Annotated in this window: 17 protein-coding genes; 7 read left to right on the top strand and 10 right to left on the bottom strand. The window is 44.0% G+C overall.

Going from position 1 to position 19,987, the window contains the following annotated elements:
- Positions 1-9: 9 nt before the first annotated feature.
- From ACY3LV_RS13820 to ACY3LV_RS13790, 7 genes are all read right to left on the bottom strand, one after another.
- Complete coding sequence (locus ACY3LV_RS13820) at positions 10-1,476, bottom strand: DUF4179 domain-containing protein (protein WP_333561778.1); 1,467 nt, start codon at positions 1,474-1,476, stop codon at positions 10-12.
- Positions 1,458-1,991, bottom strand: a complete 534-nt coding sequence (locus ACY3LV_RS13815; protein ID WP_464863984.1) for a sigma-70 family RNA polymerase sigma factor — start codon at positions 1,989-1,991, stop codon at positions 1,458-1,460. The genes ACY3LV_RS13820 and ACY3LV_RS13815 overlap by 19 nt, the downstream gene beginning before the upstream one ends.
- Positions 1,992-2,105: 114 nt before the next feature.
- Positions 2,106-3,647 (bottom strand): glutamine-hydrolyzing GMP synthase, encoded by a 1,542-nt coding sequence (guaA, locus tag ACY3LV_RS13810; protein ID WP_087991386.1) that lies wholly within the window; start codon positions 3,645-3,647, stop codon positions 2,106-2,108.
- Positions 3,648-3,808: 161 nt separating this feature from the next.
- On the bottom strand, positions 3,809-6,013 hold the full coding sequence (locus ACY3LV_RS13805) for a DUF4129 domain-containing transglutaminase family protein (protein WP_464863983.1): 2,205 nt from the start codon (positions 6,011-6,013) through the stop codon (positions 3,809-3,811).
- 20 nt (positions 6,014-6,033) lie between these two features.
- Positions 6,034-7,230, bottom strand: coding sequence for a DUF58 domain-containing protein (locus ACY3LV_RS13800; protein ID WP_333561851.1), 1,197 nt, complete (start codon positions 7,228-7,230; stop codon positions 6,034-6,036).
- Positions 7,227-8,189 carry a MoxR family ATPase gene (locus ACY3LV_RS13795; protein WP_333561775.1) on the bottom strand — a complete coding sequence of 321 codons (963 nt, stop codon included), beginning with the start codon at positions 8,187-8,189 and terminating at the stop codon, positions 7,227-7,229. The genes ACY3LV_RS13800 and ACY3LV_RS13795 overlap by 4 nt, the downstream gene beginning before the upstream one ends.
- A gap of 151 nt (positions 8,190-8,340) precedes the next feature.
- A complete protein-coding gene (locus ACY3LV_RS13790) occupies positions 8,341-9,213 on the bottom strand; it encodes a cation diffusion facilitator family transporter (protein WP_087991332.1) in 873 nt (290 codons plus the stop codon).
- A 411-nt stretch (positions 9,214-9,624) separates the two neighbouring features.
- Here ACY3LV_RS13790 and gabP point away from each other — a divergent pair, with 411 nt between their 5' ends.
- The 6 genes from gabP (at position 9,625) to ACY3LV_RS13760 (ending at position 15,292) form a co-directional block, all read left to right on the top strand.
- Positions 9,625-11,034: a GABA permease gene (gene gabP, locus ACY3LV_RS13785; RefSeq protein WP_148963473.1), complete on the top strand. Its 1,410-nt coding sequence runs from the start codon at positions 9,625-9,627 to the stop codon at positions 11,032-11,034.
- Positions 11,035-11,187: 153 nt separating this feature from the next.
- Positions 11,188-12,732, top strand: coding sequence for an outer spore coat copper-dependent laccase CotA (gene cotA / locus ACY3LV_RS13780; RefSeq protein ID WP_333561774.1), 1,545 nt, complete (start codon positions 11,188-11,190; stop codon positions 12,730-12,732).
- Positions 12,733-12,832: 100 nt separating this feature from the next.
- Positions 12,833-13,822, top strand: a complete 990-nt coding sequence (locus ACY3LV_RS13775; RefSeq protein ID WP_333561773.1) for a DUF4003 family protein — start codon at positions 12,833-12,835, stop codon at positions 13,820-13,822.
- A gap of 12 nt (positions 13,823-13,834) precedes the next feature.
- Positions 13,835-14,650: an alpha/beta fold hydrolase gene (locus ACY3LV_RS13770; RefSeq protein WP_464863982.1), complete on the top strand. Its 816-nt coding sequence runs from the start codon at positions 13,835-13,837 to the stop codon at positions 14,648-14,650.
- An 83-nt stretch (positions 14,651-14,733) separates the two neighbouring features.
- Positions 14,734-14,943, top strand: a complete 210-nt coding sequence (locus ACY3LV_RS13765) for a cold-shock protein (RefSeq protein WP_087991327.1) — start codon at positions 14,734-14,736, stop codon at positions 14,941-14,943.
- 190 nt (positions 14,944-15,133) lie between these two features.
- Positions 15,134-15,292 carry a hypothetical protein gene (locus ACY3LV_RS13760; RefSeq protein ID WP_333561772.1) on the top strand — a complete coding sequence of 53 codons (159 nt, stop codon included), beginning with the start codon at positions 15,134-15,136 and terminating at the stop codon, positions 15,290-15,292.
- A 31-nt stretch (positions 15,293-15,323) separates the two neighbouring features.
- Here ACY3LV_RS13760 and ACY3LV_RS13755 read toward each other — a convergent pair whose 3' ends face one another.
- Entirely contained in the window at positions 15,324-16,364 is a 1,041-nt protein-coding gene (locus ACY3LV_RS13755; RefSeq protein WP_464863981.1) for a hypothetical protein, read from the bottom strand.
- Between the two features lie 65 nt (positions 16,365-16,429).
- Entirely contained in the window at positions 16,430-16,801 is a 372-nt protein-coding gene (walM, locus tag ACY3LV_RS13750; protein WP_087991324.1) for a cell wall metabolism protein WalM, read from the bottom strand.
- A gap of 439 nt (positions 16,802-17,240) precedes the next feature.
- Here walM and bdhA point away from each other — a divergent pair, with 439 nt between their 5' ends.
- A complete protein-coding gene (gene bdhA / locus ACY3LV_RS13745; protein WP_464863979.1) occupies positions 17,241-18,281 on the top strand; it encodes a (R,R)-butanediol dehydrogenase in 1,041 nt (346 codons plus the stop codon).
- A gap of 48 nt (positions 18,282-18,329) precedes the next feature.
- On the opposite strand, the gene ACY3LV_RS13740 is transcribed toward bdhA, so the two are convergent.
- Positions 18,330-19,751: a sugar porter family MFS transporter gene (locus ACY3LV_RS13740; protein ID WP_333561769.1), complete on the bottom strand. Its 1,422-nt coding sequence runs from the start codon at positions 19,749-19,751 to the stop codon at positions 18,330-18,332.
- Between the last annotated feature and the right edge of the window lie 236 nt (positions 19,752-19,987).

Below are 19,987 nucleotides of genomic sequence, written 5' to 3'. Positions count from 1 at the left end.
AACTTATGCTTATTTTATCTTGGCAGGCTGACTCACCTGATGCACTGGTACAGTAAACGAGAATGGCTTTCGTTGAAACAGGTCATTTAAAACGCCTTTATCAATATAAAGACCGTATTCATTAAACTCAAAATGCTTTAAAGAAAGCTTATCAAGATAGGCATCATCCAGTTCAAAAGTAGATAACATTTCGGCTGTGTTCACATTTTTCACTTCAGCTTTATTCCATTTCAAATAATAACCTTCTTCATAATAAGCCATTGGATCAGGCCATGATTGCATTTTTTTTATATCACCAAGGCCAATCATTTCACCTATATTCACTAAGTCATCTTCGTTCATACTTGAAGTATCAACTCCAGTGAAGCGGTAATGAACCAATACTTTCCTCCCTTCTTGTTTCATGTTATTGATTTCAATCCCTATGTTTTGATGTTTTGTTTCTGAAACACGAAACGGCATCTCTGCATTTAGCGGAACGATTTCACTGCCCTCAGCCTCAGATCTAATATCTGCTATTAATGTTAGCTTTTTCGCTTTTGGATTGATTGGTGATTTTAACTGTGTTTGGCCTTTGGCTCTTACCGTTCTCTCGTTCATTTTTTTGCGATCTCCAAGTTCGATGTTTGACGCTGTCATCTCATATGTGTTTCCTAAATCATCTTTGACCTCGTTAATTTCAACCTCATCATTCTTTGCTATGCCTTGATAATCGATTGTAAATTGAAGGACAGATCCAAGTTTTCCGTTTTCCACTTGAATATTGGAAAATTGATAACGATTATGATAAGCCGATACCACCTTTGAACTTTCTAAAAAACTTGCATTCTTTTTGGTAATAGGCAGATTAAATCTCCAATTCCCCTGTATTTCATTAATATGAGTAATAACAAAAGGCACGGTATCCCCATTTTTTATTTCAGTACCATTTGTATAAATCCTTAATTGTCCTGCGTATTGCTTGTTATTTAATTTTTTAAGCATTAAAGAATCGTAGTTGATCGAAAACTTGTCGTTATAACTCGCTTCGTCCACATCATACATGATCTCTTTTTCATCAGACTGGAAGTTATCCACAGTAAAGTTATAGACAAGCTGTCCGGCATCGTAATATGAGCTATTTACAGAAACAGTGATTCCCCTAGACTCTGCTTTTTCATTTAAAGCTGTGACCAAATTGCTTTTAAACAATGATAGGCCAACTTTATCTTGAAAATCCTTATAAATTTGGCCGACAATGGGTATGCTTCCCATCGCTTTGTTTACAGATGGCAGAAAAAGACCGGACGTTAAATACAGTATACCTACCACAGCAGTAACAGCGATACCATTTGTTAGGACTCGTCCCCATTTAAAACGGCGCCTGCTGTCACTTTCATTTTCAGCACGAACGACAGCTTGATGTATTGCCTTTTTGAGTGCTTTCTTTGGCACTTTTATTTCGTCATACATCTGTTTTACTTGGTATTTGTCCATTTGTTTTGGTCCTCCTTTTCCAGCTCCTGTTTCAATGCTTTTCTCGCTCTTTGTAAATGTGTTTTTATTGTGCCTTCTGCCATTCCCGTTTGTTCAGCTATCATTGAAATCGAATAATCTTGAAAATAATAGAGCTGAATCGTGAGCTGAACATGTTCATCAAGTGAATCAATCGCATTTCGCAAATCCATGTATTCCTCGATATTGGCTTGATCAGTGCCAGTATCATGCTGTTTCTCTAACGGAACCAAATCTCCTTTCTTTTTATTCATGGTGAAAATGGAATTGATCAATATTCGAGTAAGCCATGTTAAAAAATACTTTGGCTCTTTTAGTTTTTCTATATGAATAAAGGCTTTATAAGCCGTTTCCTGTACAGCATCAAGTGCATCTTCTTTATTTCTCAAATAGAGATAAGCTGTTTTATATAAAGTATCCTGATGTGCCAGCATAAGCTTTTCAAAGGCGCGCGTATTTCCTTTTCTCGCCTTTGTAATCAATCTTTCTTCCTTCACCTTATCCACCTCCTATATTGTTAGATATGAAAATCGCCGAAACGGTTTCAAAAAGGTAACAAAAAAAACGCCCCTTTTTTTTGTAAAAGGGACGTTTTTCTACTCGCTATTTACTTACTCCCACTCAATCGTCGCAGGCGGCTTACTTGTAATATCGTACACCACGCGGTTAATGTGCTTCACTTCGTTTACGATACGTGTCGAAATGACTTCAAGCACATCCCACGGGATACGAGCCCAGTCAGATGTCATGCCGTCAATTGAAGTAACGGCGCGGATTCCGATTGTGTAATCATATGTTCTTGCATCACCCATTACACCAACGCTGCGGATGTCAGGAAGAACAGTGAAGTATTGCCAGATATCACGCTCTAACCCGTGATTCGCAACTTCTTCACGTAAAATCGCATCTGATTCACGAACGATTTCCAGTTTTTCTTCTGTTACTTCGCCAAGAACGCGGATACCGAGTCCCGGTCCTGGGAAAGGCTGGCGCCATACGATGTCATCGGGAATGCCGAGCTCTGTGCCAAGCGCGCGCACTTCGTCTTTGAAGAGCGTGTTTAACGGCTCGATCAATTCAAACTGCATGTCTTCTGGAAGCCCGCCGACATTGTGATGAGATTTGATCGTTTGCGCCGTTGCCGTACCGCTCTCGATGATATCAGTGTAAAGCGTTCCTTGTGCAAGATAGTCGATGCCTTTGAGCTTGTCCGCTTCATCATCGAACACGTAAATGAATTCATTACCGATGATTTTGCGTTTTTGCTCAGGATCAGAAACGCCTTTTAGTTTATTTAAGAATCTGTCTTGTGCGTCTACTTTAATGACGTTCATGTTAAAGCCTTCGCTGAATGTTTTCATAACCCCTTCAGCCTCGCCTTTACGGAGAAGACCATGGTCTACAAAGATACAAGTCAGCTGGTCACCGATCGCTTTATGAATCAAAACAGCAACAACAGAGGAATCAACGCCGCCGCTAAGCGCACAAAGAACCTGCTTATCTCCGACCGTTTCACGGATTTTTTGCATTTCAATTTCGATAAAGTTCTCCATTGACCATTTGCCTTCACATTCGCAAACGCCGAATACAAAGTTTTTCAGAAGGTCATTGCCGTATTCAGAGTGGCGCACTTCCGGATGGAACTGAACGCCGTACCATTTTTTGTCCGCTTTGCTCATCGCTGAATTCGGGCAGTGATGGCTTGTCGCGTCAACAGTGAAGCCTTCAGGAACTTCTACAACCAAATCGCCGTGGCTCATCCAAACCACTTGTTCGTTCGGAAGATCTTTGAACAAATCAGGTGCGCCTTCGATGTGGATGTTTGCTTTTCCGTATTCACGCTGGCTTGCCGCTTCAACTTTACCGCCAAGGTAATGAGTCATCAACTGCATGCCGTAGCAAATTCCCAAAACAGGAATATCAAGCTCGAAGATTTTCTCGTCACAGCGGAAAGAGTTTTCATCATACACACTGTTTGGACCGCCGGATAAAATAATTCCTTTCGGATTCATTTCTTTAATTTCTTCAGCCGTCAATGTATGGGGATGCAGCTCGCTGTATACACCGAATTCACGGATACGGCGTGTAATCAGCTGGTTATACTGACTGCCGAAATCAAGGACAAGAATCATTTCATTCACTAACTTTGTCATGGTTGTCACCTAATCTCCTCTAAGTTTTTTGACACAGAAAAAAACGAGGACAGATATGAAGCACGATCCGCCCTCTTTGGCAAGGCCGTTTGCCGGAGTCCGGTAACTCGCTCCCAGACTCCGATAATATTCACTAATTCTAACAACACGTCGATAAGCGGTCAAGACCATCTTCTTTTAATTAAATTTTCCCATAACTCTCTGGTTTCATTCCAAAGCGCCGTCGAATCTTCATTTCTGTAAAGCGCCCGTTCATAGCTTGATGTCAGCTTTGACATGTCTTCCGAGCCATATTTTCCATCGCTTCGTTTCGCATAGTCACGCAGCGTTTCACTGTCTCGTTTCGGCATGCCTCTTCTCTTCAGCTGTTTCAGCAGCGCGCCATATGCCTCAAAAAACACGTGCTGATCGCTGCGCCGCTTCAATTTTCTTACAATGAAAATAGGAATCCATAGCGAACGGAAAACATACAGAAAGATCGCTGCCAAGAGCAGGACTGCAAGAATCGCAAGCGCTCCATACCAGCCCGCCCCGGCATTTTCATGTGAAGCGGACGGTTTTTTAGAAACAGGTGTCTCCCGTTTTTCCTTTTGTTTTTCCGGCTGTTTTTTCTCTTCTTTCTGCTCTTCTTTTGTTTTCTCCGGTGAGCTGCTGCTTTCGCTGCCGGAATCCTTTGTGTCAGAAGAAGTAAACGCAGCCGGGTTTGTAAACCCTTTAGTCGGCTCAAATGTGACCCAGCCCTGTTCTGGAAAATACACCTCTACCCAGGAATGGGCGTTGTTATTGGTCACCTCGTAGATGCTGCCGTTTTTGTTTCCCGCTTCTTTATATTCGCCTGATGTATACCCCTTGACCCAGCGGGCCGGGATGCCGGCCGAACGCAGGAGCACTACCATAGCGGAAGAAAAGTTATCACAGTAGCCCATCTTTGTTTCAAACAGAAATTGATCGACATAATCCTCATCATCCTTAGGGATGGTCACGTTTTCGGTTTCATATGTGAACTGATTTGAACCTAAATAGTCCTCAACCGCTTTCACCTTATCAAACATATTATCATGATCCTGAGTCAGCTTGGCCGCAAGGGTTCTCACCCGCTCAGGCAGTGAATCCGGCAGCTGCATATAGCGGTTGCTGAATGTGTATTCCTCACTGTTGTTTCTCACTTTCACCTTTCTCAGCTCATCCAGCTTGTAGACCGGGGAATTGTACGTTACGGTATAGCTCCCCATATTTCTGATCTCACCGGCTTGTTCACTGATCGGGGAAATTTGTTCCGTGTTTCCGTTCATTTCAAGCGAGACAGCCTGCTTTGGCTGTATGGTTTTCGCACCGATCGGATACATCACATGGTTATACCCGTAGTGTTCATCAACTTTGACACGGACGGCGCTGCGCTCTGTCGCAACCTTGTGGTCAAACCATAGATTTTCAACTTTCCCTCCGCTTAGCTGATATGACATGCCTGTGTCTGTTTCAATCCAGCCTTTTCCGGTATACGTATCCTTCGTTTCCACACGGAAATACGTACGCTCTTTTCCCTGCCAAGTAAAAACAGGGGTATCATCCTGCTGAAACGGGCCGCCGAGTGATTCGTCATGGTTCCCGTATCCGATTTTGCTTTCACCAGCCGGCACACGCTCTTGATTGGTGATTTTTTTAAGAAAAGGCACCGGATCAGGCCAAGCCGGATCTGATTTCGGAGCGGCAAGTCCGAATCCCACGGCAGCCAAAATGAATACCGATAACGGCAGAAACCATTTCAGGACAGATACTTTTGGCAATGCGATTCTTTCCATCAGCTTGATGCGTTCTAAGTATAAAAGGCCAAGCATTAAGAAGCCGATCAGCACGATACGGATGACGGCAAAAGTGGCATCATATGGCGTAAAGGTATCAAGAATCGTAATATACGCTACTGTCATCATAAAGAAAAATAAGATTCTTCTCTGGTAAATCACCCAATAATGAAGGAGATAGACCAGCAGCCACAGCAGCACAAAAAACAGCAGGGTCCGAAACGAAGGAATCATGTCATTCCATTGCCCTGATTGTATCAGCGTGATATTCAAATAGACATCCCGCAAAAAAGAGCCGACCCAGTTCAAGTCAAATATGGACCCTTGATAAAACAGGATGTGCACCGAGATCAACGTAAATAAGACACAAAAAGGAACGGTGACAAACCACCTCATTCTGAAAAAACTCAGTAGAAACGTCAAGCCGATAAAGATAATAAAAAAGCCCGTATGTTTCGTATCTGTAAAACGGTCAAGCGGCCTGAGCCACTCCCACAGCAATAAAAACGCCAGAAAATAAAATAGCAGCAAGCTCAAACGGCTTCCCTTCTGATCATCGTGCGGCATGTGCACCGTCACCCCTCTTTCTAAACAACACGCGAAACTCGTCCGCCCCTCATGACCTGAACTCTGATTTGGCGTTTCATCATGCGTTCGACCATGACATTTTCAGCTTGAGAAAGCTCAGCGTCTTTCTCTTTTGCCAGAATCACTGTAAACCGGCCTCCCCCGGCTTCTGCTAAGTTCAACAAATCTTCCGTGAACTGCCCCGTGACGATCACCTTATCAGCTTTGCGAACAGACGGCTTACCCAGCTCCTCCCGTACATATCGGCTTACCGGGTCAGCCGCATCACAATGAACGACGGCTAAATGCCGAAGCATGCGCTTAAAATGCTGCTCCCCTTCTTGAATAGGAAAAAGCGTTTTTTCCTTTCCGACTGAGGCCAAACCTGCCCCCGCGCCGCTTTGTAAAACAGAATGAAGAATCGAAGCTGACACAGAAACGACCTCTTCGAATGCTTCAGAGGAAAAACGGTCCATCAGAAGAAACAGATTTTTGCTTCGAGACGGTTCAAATTCCTTCGTCATCAGCTGGCTCCGCCGTGCAGAAGTCTTCCAGTCTAACGCGGCAAACCGGTCTCCCGGCTGGTAATCCCGAACACTCGCTGCGACTGCGGAATGGTGCTGATGAACCGGAGAAGAACCGCTTACACCATCTTCCTGATGCCTCTCATTCACCTGATAAGAAAGACGCTGAAAGGATGGATAGACAAACAGGGTATCATCCAGCTCATAAAAAGCTGTTTTTTCAATCAAGCCGAGAACGTCCCCGGTTCGTACCCTGACAGCATGAAAATGATGTTCTCCGCGCGGTACGCGAGCTAATTCATACGACATCGTCATACGCCGTTTAAACCAAGGAAAAACGAGACGTTTGGCCGCGGCTTCGTCTCGGTTCAATGACTCGATTCCTTCTGGCAGGCAATCTTCAATCACCATATACATCAGCGGAAACGGCAGCTTCCTTCTCAGCGTTACCGACACGCCCAGCCTGTCCCCCGCTTGCAATTGTGTTTTGGCCATTTGCCGTGAAGCCTGGAAAGAGCGGAGCGGATACAACGCCAGCAGCCCGGCATACACGACAAAAGGGAGAAACGCGTAAAACAAAAACCAGCTGACAAAGCCGCCTTGAAACATCGCGTAAGAAAAAACAGCAGCCGTCAATAGCGTTAATACAATCAGCTTCCACCCATATACCAGCCATTGCGTCTTCTTCATCAGCGGATCGACGACCTTTGAACCGGTACCTTCACAATGGACATGATCTCCCGTACGATCGCGCCTGCCTCGATTCCTTCAAACTTCGCCTCTGGCTGCAGCAGCATCCGGTGCGGAAGCGCGAAAGGAGCCAAATATTGAATATCATCCGGAATGACATAGTCGCGATGATGGAGCAGCGCATATGCTTGGGCCGCTTTCATGAGAGCGATTGATCCGCGCGGACTGACACCTAATTGAACAGAGGCATGCTGTCTCGTTTTCTGCACGATTTCCACAATATATTCTTTAATGCTGTCATCGGCACGGACATTTTGCACTTCCCGCTGCAAACGGATGAAGTCTTCTTTTGAAATAACCGGCTCAAGCGTCTCAATCGGATGGCTTTTTTCCTGAAGAGATAAGACGTCCAGCTCCTCATTAAAGGTCGGATAACCCATGCGAAGTTTGAATAAAAAACGGTCAAGCTGGGCTTCCGGCAATGGGTACGTCCCTTCATATTCGAACGGGTTTTGCGTTGCCATCACAAAAAACGGAGCCGCAAGCGGCATCGTATGGCCATCTACCGTTACACTTCCTTCTTCCATCGCTTCAAGCAAAGCAGACTGTGTCTTCGGAGAGGTACGGTTGATTTCATCGGCCAGCACGATATTTCCCATAATCGGGCCGGGACGGTATTCAAATTCCATCGTTTTCGCATTATAGATGGACACGCCTGTGACATCAGATGGCAGCAAATCCGGAGTGAATTGAATTCTTTTGAAATCGGCGCCGATTGACTTTGCCAGCGCGCGGACCATCATCGTTTTACCGACTCCGGGCACATCCTCAAGCAGCACATGCCCTTTGGCAAGAATGGCTGCTAAGCTGAGTACGGCGATGTCTCGTTTTCCAACCATTACTTTATTAATATGTTCAACTGCTTTCCCCAGCAAAGGATGCAGGTCTTCTTGGTATGCCATTCTTTTCCTCCTAGTCATCTACAAAATTCATCATATTGTAACCTAACTTTACCACAAAAAGCGATTTGTATAAAAAAACGATTCTAGCAAATTGTTTCCAATAAAGCAGAATAAATCACACCAAAAAAGCTTCCTATGACAGGAAGCTCAATTATTTGCGTTCTAAAGGTTCCATATGAACATGTGAATAATCAATCGCATGCTCCTCCTTCATTCTCCGCTCAATTTCATTGGCAATATCGTGGCTTTCCGTAATATTTAAATCAGCGGATACTTCAACCACCACATCAACGTAGACCGTACTGCCCAAGTATCTCGCTTTAATATCTTTTAAACGGCGTACACCTGGAATCTTTTCGATTGTCTGTTTATAAGCTGAAATGTCTTTTACGTCGAATCCATCTGTCAAAGAGTGAGACGATTCTTTAAAAATATCCCATGCCGTTTTGCAAATGAGCAGACCGATCACAAACGCCGTGACCGTATCAATCCAAGCAAGGCGGAATTGCGCAGCCGTAATTCCGATAAACGTGCCGACGCTGACGAACGCATCCGATTTATTATCAGCGGCCGCGGCAAGGAGCGCATGGCTCTTCACCTTTTTGGCCAGCCTTTTATTGTACTGGTACACCATAAGCATCAGGACTGCCCCGCCCGCTGCCGTCCAAGCCGCAATCATATCCGGTGTCTCTTGTTTAGGAGAAAAAATAGATTCTCCGGCGCTGAACAGCACTTGCAGTCCGACAACCATCATAATAAAGGATGCGATAAGTGATGCAATCGTTTCCGCCCGAAAGTGGCCGTATGGATGATCTTCATCAGGAGGCTTTTGAGAGATGCGAAGGCCGATCAGCACAGCAACAGAAGCAATAATATCAGTTGTGTTATTAAACCCGTCTGCCATAAGCGCTTCCGAGTGAAAGAAATAACCGATGATCAGCTTAATCGCGGACAGGACAAGATACGCGGAAATGCTGACAATAGCCCCGGCTTCTCCCTTTTTCAGTTCATCGTATCTCTCCATACAAAACCTCCTCTCCGCTCGTGAATTCCTATTATAATGATACAAAGCTGAATAGCAGTGGGTCTACAGAAACATGATTCACTCGCCACAGAAAAATAGTTATGGCGGAACACTGTTTCTCTAAACCAATTTACTTTCTCCTCTAAAAATCCCTTAAAATTCAATGCCGCCAATACCTCTGCGATCTTCAATATTTTAAAACATTACGCTAGCTCCAAAAATGAATAATTAACGAAACATTTTTTCTTTTAATCCAAGCTTATCTGCTGAAAACACCACAAACAAAAACCTACAAATTTGAAATAAACTGTTATATTTTCTTACACGAATTTTCGACAAACTGTATATTTATGATAGAGTTTCAATTATCATAATATTCAGTAATAGTTTCATTCTTTAAGGAGGTAATTTATGAACCAGTCTCAATCAGGATTAAAAAAAGAATTAAAGACCCGCCATATGACCATGATTTCGATCGCGGGCGTGATCGGAGCCGGCCTATTTGTAGGCAGCGGTTCAGTCATTCACTCGACCGGTCCTGGTGCTATCGTTTCTTACGCGCTAGCCGGCTTACTGGTTATTTTCATCATGAGAATGCTCGGTGAAATGTCTTCCGTAAACCCGACGAGCGGATCGTTTTCCCAATACGCTCATGACGCCATCGGGCCATGGGCCGGATTTGCAATCGGCTGGCTGTATTGGTTTTTCTGGGTCGTCGTTATCGCGATTGAAGCAATTGCCGGAGCCAGCATCATTCAATACTGGTTCCACGATATTCCTCTGTGGCTCACAAGCTTAATTTTGACCGTATTGCTCACACTGACCAATATTTATTCCGTTAAATCATTCGGTGAATTCGAATATTGGTTCTCCCTTATTAAGGTCGTTACGATTATTTTGTTTTTAATTATTGGATTCGCTTTCATTTTTGGATTCGCACCAGGAAGCAGTCCAGTGGGCCTCTCCAACTTGACGGGCCAAGGCGGATTTTTCCCGCAAGGCATCAGCTCCGTATTGCTTGGCATTGTCGTCGTTATTTTTTCCTTTATGGGAACGGAAATCGTTGCTATCGCTGCAGGAGAAACATCCAATCCGTTGGAATCCGTGACCAAAGCGACGCGTTCCGTTGTGTGGCGCATCATTGTCTTTTACGTCGGCTCTATTGCCGTTGTCGTTGCGCTTTTGCCTTGGAATTCAGCCAATATTTTAGAAAGTCCGTTCGTCGCTGTGCTCGGGCATATCGGTGTTCCCGCTGCCGCCCAGATTATGAATTTTATCGTCCTCACCGCTGTACTCTCTTGCCTGAATTCAGGTTTGTACACCACATCCAGAATGCTGTATTCACTTGCAGAAAGAAACGAAGCACCGCGCCGCTTTATGAAATTAAGCAAAAAAGGTGCTCCCGTACAGGCGATTGTTGCCGGTACACTTTTCTCATATATCGCGGTTGTGATGAATTACTTTTCTCCTGATACCGTCTTTTTATTTTTAGTCAATTCATCAGGCGCAATTGCACTGCTCGTCTATCTCGTCATCGCTGTTTCCCATTTGAGAATGCGTAAAAAACTTGAAAAAACGAACCCTGAAGCTTTAAAGATTAAAATGTGGCTCTTCCCATACTTAACCTACGTGACCATTATCGCCATCTGCGGGATTTTAGTATCTATGGCATTCATTGATTCCATGAGAGACGAGCTGCTGCTGACAGGCGTCATCACAGGAATCGTTCTGATTTCTTATCTTGTGTTCAGAAAACGCAAGGTGAGCGAAAAAGCGGCAGCCAAGTCTGTCACACATCAGCAGCCCGACATCCTCCCTTAATGCTGATCAAATCCTAAACGGACTCCCGTTTAGGATTTTGTTATTTCTTCTTCGGGCAGGCAGCGGCACGCCATTTTTTTTTGTAACCATCACGCCCTTATTGTCATTAACTATAATACCAATATAGAAAATTTAGATAAGGACAGATGAAAAATGATACTTGAAAAATTTGCGGATGCTCTCCCAATCCCAGATACACTAAAGCCTGTTCAGCAAACAAAAGAAAAGACATACTACGAAGTCACTATGGAAGAATGCACTCACCAACTCCACCGCGATCTCCCCCCGACCCGCCTTTGGGGCTACAACGGCTTATTTCCGGGGCCTACCATTGAGGTCAAAAGAAATGAGAACGTTTATGTGAAATGGATGAATCACCTTCCTTCAACGCATTTCCTTCCGATTGACCATACGATTCATCACAGCGACAGCCAGCATGATGAGCCCGAAGTAAAGACTGTTGTTCATTTACACGGAGGCGTCACGCCAGATGATAGTGACGGGTATCCGGAAGCTTGGTTTTCCAAAAACTTTGAGCAAACAGGCCCTTATTTCAAACGAGAGGTTTATCATTATCCGAATCAGCAGCGCGGTGCTATTTTGTGGTATCACGATCACGCCATGGCGCTTACCAGGCTGAATGTCTATGCCGGACTCGTCGGCGCTTATCTCATTCACGATCCAAAGGAAAAACGCTTAAAGCTGCCTTCCGGCGAATACGACATACCGCTTCTTATCACAGACCGCACGATCAACGAGGACGGTTCTTTGTTTTATCCAAACGGACCGGAAAACCCTTCCCCGACACTTCCCAATCCTTCAATCGTTCCGGCTTTTTGCGGAAAAACCATACTGGTGAATGGGAAGGTTTGGCCATACTTGGAGGTCGAACCGAGGAAATACCGCTTCCGCGTCATCAACGCCTCCAATACGAGAACCTATAATCTGTCACTCGATAACGGCGGAGAATTTATTCAGATCGGTTCAGACGGCGGGCTTCTTCCGCGCTCTGCTAAACTGAACTCTTTCAGTCTTGCACCTGCTGAACGTTATGATATCATCATTGATTTCACAGCCTATGAAGGACAATCGATCATTTTGGCAAACAGCGCAGGCTGCGGCGGTGACGTCAATCCCGAAACAGATGCGAATATCATGCAATTCAGAGTCACAAAACCATTGGCACAAAAAGATGAAAGCAGAAAGCCGAAGTACCTCGCCTCGTACCCTTCGGTGCAGAATGAAAGAATCCAAAACATCAGAACACTGAAACTGGCAGGCACCCAGGACGAATACGGCAGACCTGTCCTTCTTCTCAATAACAAACGATGGCACGACCCTGTCACAGAAGCACCAAAAGCCGGCACAACTGAAATATGGTCCATTATCAATCCGACACGCGGAACACATCCGATTCACCTGCATCTGGTCTCCTTCCGTGTATTAGACCGCCGGCCATTTGATATCGCACGTTATCAAGAAAGTGGGGAATTGTCCTATACAGGCCCGGCTGTTCCGCCGCCTCCAAGTGAAAAGGGCTGGAAAGACACCATTCAAGCTCACGCCGGTGAAGTCCTGAGAATCGCGGCGACATTCGGGCCATACAGCGGACGATACGTTTGGCACTGCCATATTCTTGAGCATGAAGATTATGACATGATGAGACCGATGGATATAACAGATCCCCAATCCCCGTAAATAACCCGACAAACTTGCCTCTCGCAGGCAAGTTTTTTCTTTAAGAAACTTTTGGCCCCATTTTTCGTATAACATAAAAACAGCAATAAGGAGCGTTTTTATGCTGACAAACAGTCTTAGCGAAAAGACAAAACAATACATTTCCATTTATGCCGAATTAAAATCAAAATTAAAATGGAAAGTTGCACAAGATCAGATATTAATACTCATTTCGTCTGCATATATTGTGAATAAAAGAGAGTTTGATTTTGAGCGCTTTTATGATTTGAGCAGCTATATCAAATCAAACATCGGCAGCTTCTCGACACTCAATTCCCACCACCGCTTTACAGTTGCTTCCATTCTGGACATTCATTTTCAGCATGAGGCAAAACAAACGTTTCTGACTTTCATCGACGTATACAATGAAATGGTGAAGATTGGATATAAGCGGGATATATTCACGTACCTTTCCGCCCTGATCCTGCTCACCGGCAAATCAGACACAACAAACCTAAGAGAACAGATGAACACGGGGCTTTCTGTTTATCGGCAGATGAAGAAAAATCATTATTTCCTCACTTCACCCCAGAATGTTCCGCTTGCCGTATTGCTTGGCGAAAACGGAAAAGGTTTGCAGGCGCTAAACAAGGCGGAAACATGCTATCAGCTGCTGGCGGCCAACGGGTTTAAAAAAGGGCAGTACTTACATCAGGTCAGCCATATTCTGGCCTTGCAAAGTGAAAAAGACCCTGAAACGCTTGTTTCCCATTGCAAACATATATTTCAATCCATCACTGCATCTTTCAAAAAGCCTAAGGATTATCATTATCCAGACCTTTCCTTTCTCACATTTCTGGAAGAGCCAGATATCAAAACCGTTTTGGCTATCGCTCGCGAATTAAACCAAGAAAAAGCATTTAAACGGCAAAAGGAGATTAATTTTAAAATTGCTGTCTGCTTATATCTCAGTGAGTATATGGAGAACAATCTGCTGATGGAATCAGGCCTATACACCGCAATCGAAGCGGCAATTCAGGCTCAGCAGACAGCCGCGACAGCTGCCATCATCAGCTCAACAGCAGCCATTCATTCTCAAGACGGAAACTAGAGGAGGAGAAACATGCCATACATCACATTAGAAGATCAGACACGTCTATACTATGAAACGCACGGGAGCGGTACACCGATCCTGTTTATACACGGGGTGCTGATGAGCGGGCAGTTTTTTCATAAACAATGTTCAGCACTATCTGCCAATTATCAGTTTATTCGTCTCGACCTTAGAGGACACGGCGAATCCGACAAAGTGCTTCACGGCCACACCATTTCCCAATACGCCCGCGACGTAAGGGAGTTTCTAAAAGCAATGGAGCTTGATCGTGCCGTTCTCGCCGGCTGGTCAATGGGCGCTTTTGTCGTATGGGATTATCTCAATCAATTTGGGAATGATAACATACAAGCCGCTGTGATCATCGACCAATCCGCTTCCGACTATCAGTGGGAGGGCTGGAAACACGGCCCGTTTGATTTTGACGGTTTAAAAACGGCGATGCACGCCATTCAGACTGATCCGCTGCCATTCTACGAAAGCTTCATTCAGAATATGTTCGCGGAACCGCCTGCTGAGACAGAAAAAGAATGGATGCTGGCAGAAATCCTCAAACAGCCGGCTGCCATTTCAAGCACGATTTTATTTAACCAAACGGCTGCTGATTACCGCGGCACCCTTCAAAACATCACTGTACCGACATTGCTTTGCTTCGGGGAAGACCGCAAATTTTTCTCTACAGCAGCTGGAGAACACTTGCGCGGCAAAATTTCCAACTCAACGCTCGTCACCTTTTCTAACAGCAGCCATTGCCCGTTTTTAGAAGAGCCTGATGCTTTTAACAGTACACTCCTCTCCTTTTTAGATGGTCTGATTGGAAAGCCATAAAGAAAAAGGAATTAGGAGATTGGGGAAAAGTATGAGACAATAAGAAATGTGCAGTTAAAATACATGAGGGAAGAAGTGACTTTATGTCTTACTATAATAAACGTAATCAAGAACCGCTGCCTAAAGAAGATGTGAGTACTTGGGAATGCACAAAAGAAGACTGCAACGGCTGGAGCAGAAAAAACTTTGCCAGCAGTGACTCGCCATCATGCCCTTTGTGCGGCAGCAAAATGATTGACGGCATCCGTTCATTAGTGAATCTCCAAAACAACGGTCAAACGAAAACAAGCTAGCTCTTCCCTATAAACAAATGCAGTCTCCTGCAAGCAAACATTCCCCGAACGGAGACGCAAATTCTATATCCAGACTAAAAGCCTCCATTTCAAAAGTGGCCTGAAACAAAGAAAGAAGCCCAAAACTGTAAACATTTGGGCTTTTTCGTTTCTCTCTATGGTATAATATAGATACCGAAGAGGTGATAACATGATCGCAAACCAGCAGCAAAAAGACCTGAAACAAAGAGCTCAGGTCAAAAAGCTGAACCTTGCCGTCAACTCATATGTTGAACTCCTGTTTTTGTCGATACCGCTGATCCATTTCTTTAAATGGCTCGGATCATTAGCCCTGCATCTCGTCCATTAAAAAACCACTCAGCCCATGCCGAGTGGTTTTTTCAGCTAATAACAGAAAAGCTGTTGATGATGCCGTTCGGATTTTCCCACACTTTTTTGAACGTCTTATTTTCTAAGTTATAGGAATAAATCGTCCGAACCTTCGCTTCACGCCCTGTTTCATCCTTCAGTTTTTTAGCTCCCTTGGCTTCGGCGAGAAAATAAATTTTCTTTCCATCCTTAGAAAACTGCGGCTGAGCGTCAATTAACAGCTTAAAGTTTTTTTGATTCGAAATGATATTTTCATATTTTTTCGCATCCGCATTCAGCATCTGAATAGAAGCTGTTTGCTCCGTGCCTTTTTGTGTATATGATGTAAACAACATACGTTTATCATCATCAGAAACAGCAATATCGCTGATAAACTGGTCAAGGCTCTTAAGCTCATCAAATTTGTTTTGACGGCCTGACGCAAAATGAATCGTTGTCGGTTCAGGATCGATCCCCTTTTCGTTCGCTTCATCTGTTTTCTTGTAATCTTCTTCTACAGAATAATGAAGCAATGCAAAAGAATCTGTTTTTTTGTTATAAAAGAAGCTGCTGACGCTGTCATCCTGATCATTCACGGCAGGATAAAGGTTTTTGTATTTCTTCGTTTTCAGATCAAAGGATGCGATCCGAAAATTGCTTTCGTCCGCTTTTCCTAAACGGAAATAGATGGTTGAACGGTCCCTCGATAAAAACAAGCTGTCCGCACTCTCAGCGCCTTTATACAGCATCATCTTTTTATTAGACTTTAGATCCAGCTTAAAGAGCCTCATTTCATTTTGATCATTATTGCCCGTATAATAGAGCACCCGCTGCTTTTGATCCAAGGCAAATGCCGGATAGCTGGTTAGCTCCTCCTCATGGATCACCTTGTCATTTTCATAATACTTCGTCAGCAGATCGGTATTCGTGATCGAAACGAGCAGCTGATCACCGCTTTCCGTATTGACTGAAACATCAGCAACGCTCTCATGGCTTTTATCCTTTACAACATAAAACACAAAGCCCGCTGCCGCTATCACGACTGTTAACAATAATATGATTCTTTTTTTCATCTCTTATCTCCACCAATAGAAAAAGCAAGAATGTGACTTCTTGCTTTACAGATTATATATGTAGATTAATAGCTGTAATGTCCCGCTACTTTTCCTTTGCTTAATGGGTATCCAAGCGCTTTAAACGCTTTAGGGCTTACATCCAGTACTGCATGAGGCATTCTGCCAACATCATTTTTGTAAACCGTAATCACCTTTTTAGGCTTCGCTTTTGCATAAGCTCTGATTTTTGTCCCGTTTTTAGGAACATCAAATCCGATCTTGGTCGCACAGTCCCAGTGCCCAAGTTTTTTTCCTGAAGAGCCTTTTTTCCCGACTCCATTATACCAAGTAATATTTCCATTCACATGTTTCGCACTGGCATCTGCTGAAAAACTGAAAGCTCCCAAAGTACTTCCTACTAAGATAAAAGCGGCTAAAATGACTTTCTTCAACATTTCGTCCCCCTGTTTGTTAACATCTAGAAAAATTATACACGATCAACCAGGGAATTTTTATTTCAATATCCTTACAGTAATGTTACAAAGTCAGAATAGTTACCAATGCTAAAATAAACCATGGAAGATTATCCTATTATAATTGGAATATAAGCGTTATAATTGTTGATAGAGTAGTTATCGCATTCAATATGAACGAACCATGACCGTATTGTTCAAACCAAATTTCATAGTTATGTAAACGATTCATACTCTCTCATAATAAAGAAAAAAGAGTGTGCGAGACTCTTTTTTCTTCAAAGTTTCTTTTTTTAAAAACGCAAATTACATTATATAAAATTTTCATTTCTTTTTTGGTTTTAAAAATGGCGATTTTGTGAACAGTTCATATTGATCAGTGCGGAATTACTCATATAAAAAGATATAGGAGTGGTAATCCATGAAGGCAGCAAGATGGCATAACCAAAAGGATATCCGTATTGAAAATATTGAAGAGCCAAAAACAGAGCCGGGAAAAGTAAAGATCAAAGTCAAATGGTGCGGTATCTGCGGCAGTGATTTACACGAGTATCTTGGCGGCCCGATCTTTATTCCGGTTGACAAACCACATCCATTAACGAATGAAACAGCACCTGTCACAATGGGCCATGAATTCTCCGGTGAAGTTGTTGAAGTCGGCGAAGGCGTTGAAAATTATAAAGCAGGAGACCGAGTCGTAGTCGAACCGATTTTTGCAACACACGGTCACCAGGGCGCCTACAACCTTGATGAACAAATGGGATTCCTCGGCTTAGCCGGCGGAGGCGGCGGTTTCTCTGAATACGTCTCTGTAGATGAAGAGCTGTTGTTCAAACTTCCTGAGGAATTATCATATGAACAAGGCGCTCTTGTTGAGCCTTCCGCGGTCGCTTTATACGCTGTCCGCTCAAGCAAAATCAAAGCCGGTGACAAAGCGGCTGTATTCGGCTGCGGACCGATCGGGCTTCTTGTGATTGAAGCGCTGAAGGCTGCTGGCGCGACTGACATTTACGCTGTCGAGCTTTCACCTGAACGCCAGCAAAAAGCTGAGGAGCTTGGAGCCATCATCGTTGATCCGTCCAAAACAGATGATGTAGTCGCTGAAATTGCAGAACGTACTGGAGGCGGTGTCGAAGTAGCATTCGAAGTCACTGGCGTTCCAGTGGTACTGCGGCAAGCGATCCAATCCACTACAATTGCCGGTGAAACAGTCATTGTAAGCATTTGGGAAAAAGGCGCTGAAATCCACCCGAACGATATCGTCATCAAAGAACGTACAGTCAAAGGAATTATCGGATACCGCGACATCTTCCCGGCTGTATTGTCATTAATGAAAGAAGGTTATTTTGCAGCTGACAAACTTGTAACGAAAAAAATCGTATTAGACGATTTGATCGAGGAAGGCTTCGGGGCTCTTATTAAAGAGAAAAACCAAGTCAAAATCCTTGTCAGACCTAACTAATGGAACAAAAAAGAATCCGCACACAGATGCGGATTCTTTTTATATTCCTTATCCAACCACTTCAGAGCTGGAATCTTTCTTCGCCCCGCCGCGAACATAAGCGCGGAAATTATCCTCCAGCTGCTCAAGCGAAAGCCCTTTCGTTTCCGGTAAAAATGTCTTCACAAAAAATACAGAGCAAATTCCTAGTACAACGAAGATAAAGAACGTTGTGGACAGCCCAATCGCGGCCAGCAATATCGGAAAAGTGAAACTGACTGCAAAATTCACCATCCACAGACAGAATACCGTGACGCCCATTCCCAAACCGCGAAGGCGGAGCGGGAAAATCTCAGAAAGCATCAGCCACGTCACTGGCGAGATCGCACCCTGCTGAAATGCAAGGAATGTCACTGTTAACGACAGAACCACATATGGAAGAGCCGGTGATCCTTCGAGCACAAGTGAGAATATCCCGATCAGCAATAATGCCGTTGTCGTACCGATCAAACCTGTCATCAGCATCGGCCGGCGGCCAACTTTCCCTAGCAACCAGATTCCGACGAATGTTGCCAATACCGAAATCACGCCATTCGCGATATTTCCGATTAATGCGGCTTTCGTTTGAAAACCGGCATCTCTTAAAATTTCAGTACCATAATACATAATTGAGTTTACACCTGTAATTTGCTGTACAATCGCAATCCCGATTCCAATGAACACAATCCGGCGCACCCACGGTACCGCAAGATCTTTAAACGTCGCTTTTTCAAGCTTATCTTCTTTTTTGAAAGCGAATTCAATTTCTTCCAGCTCAGACGCAGCCTGCTTTTCATCCCTAATTTTTTTCAAAACCCGCAAAGCATCTTCTTTTCTCCCTTTAGAGACGAGCCAGCGAGGACTCTCAGGCATTCTAAGCATACCGAAAAACAAGAATACCGCAGGGAGCGACGCAATGACGAGCATAAATCTCCACACATTGGAGCTGTCTCCCATTGTTGTTCCGAGGATCGCATTAAAAATAAAGGCCAAAAGCTGTCCCGATACAATCATCAGTTCATTCTGCGTCACCATCCGCCCCCTGCTTTCCATAGGAGACATCTCCGCTAAATAGGCAGGAACCGTAACTGATGCGCCCCCGACCGCAATTCCGAGCACAAAACGGGAGATAATCATGATCGTTACATTTGGAGCAAACGTACACCCGAGCGTTGAAATGAAAAATATAACAGCGAGGAACAAAATATTTTTGCGGCGGCCGTTAAAATCAGACATCCTGCCGCCAAACACGGCACCCAGTGCGGCTCCAAAAAGAAGTGAACTGGTGACAAGCCCCTCTGTGAAGGCATTGAGGTTAAGCTGGTCCGGCTCTCCCATATACGGCAAAGCTCCATTAAGCACTCCCGTATCATAACCGAAGAGGAGACCGCCGAAAGTCGAGACTATAATAACTGTACGTAAAAATGACATTTGATTACCTTGTTTATTCATACTGTTTCCCCCAGTCTTTTTCAAAATCGATTACTGCGTATTTCAAAAACTTATTCTAGGGTTGCTGCTTTTCTTACATCTGGTGAGCAGGCTTCAGAAAAAATTGTTCATGTTTATCCAATGGCCTTATACCCTTCCCTTCTGCTTAGCCTCTCAGTTCTTTTGGAAGCGATTTCATTTTCATCTAAAAGAACAGTGAGCATTTCTTTGCACATATACTCGACAACTTGTTACTT

This window comes from Bacillus sp. 11C (assembly GCF_055486375.1).
Note: the sequence above shows the minus strand (reverse complement) of the source record. Positions and strands in the feature narration are given on the sequence as shown.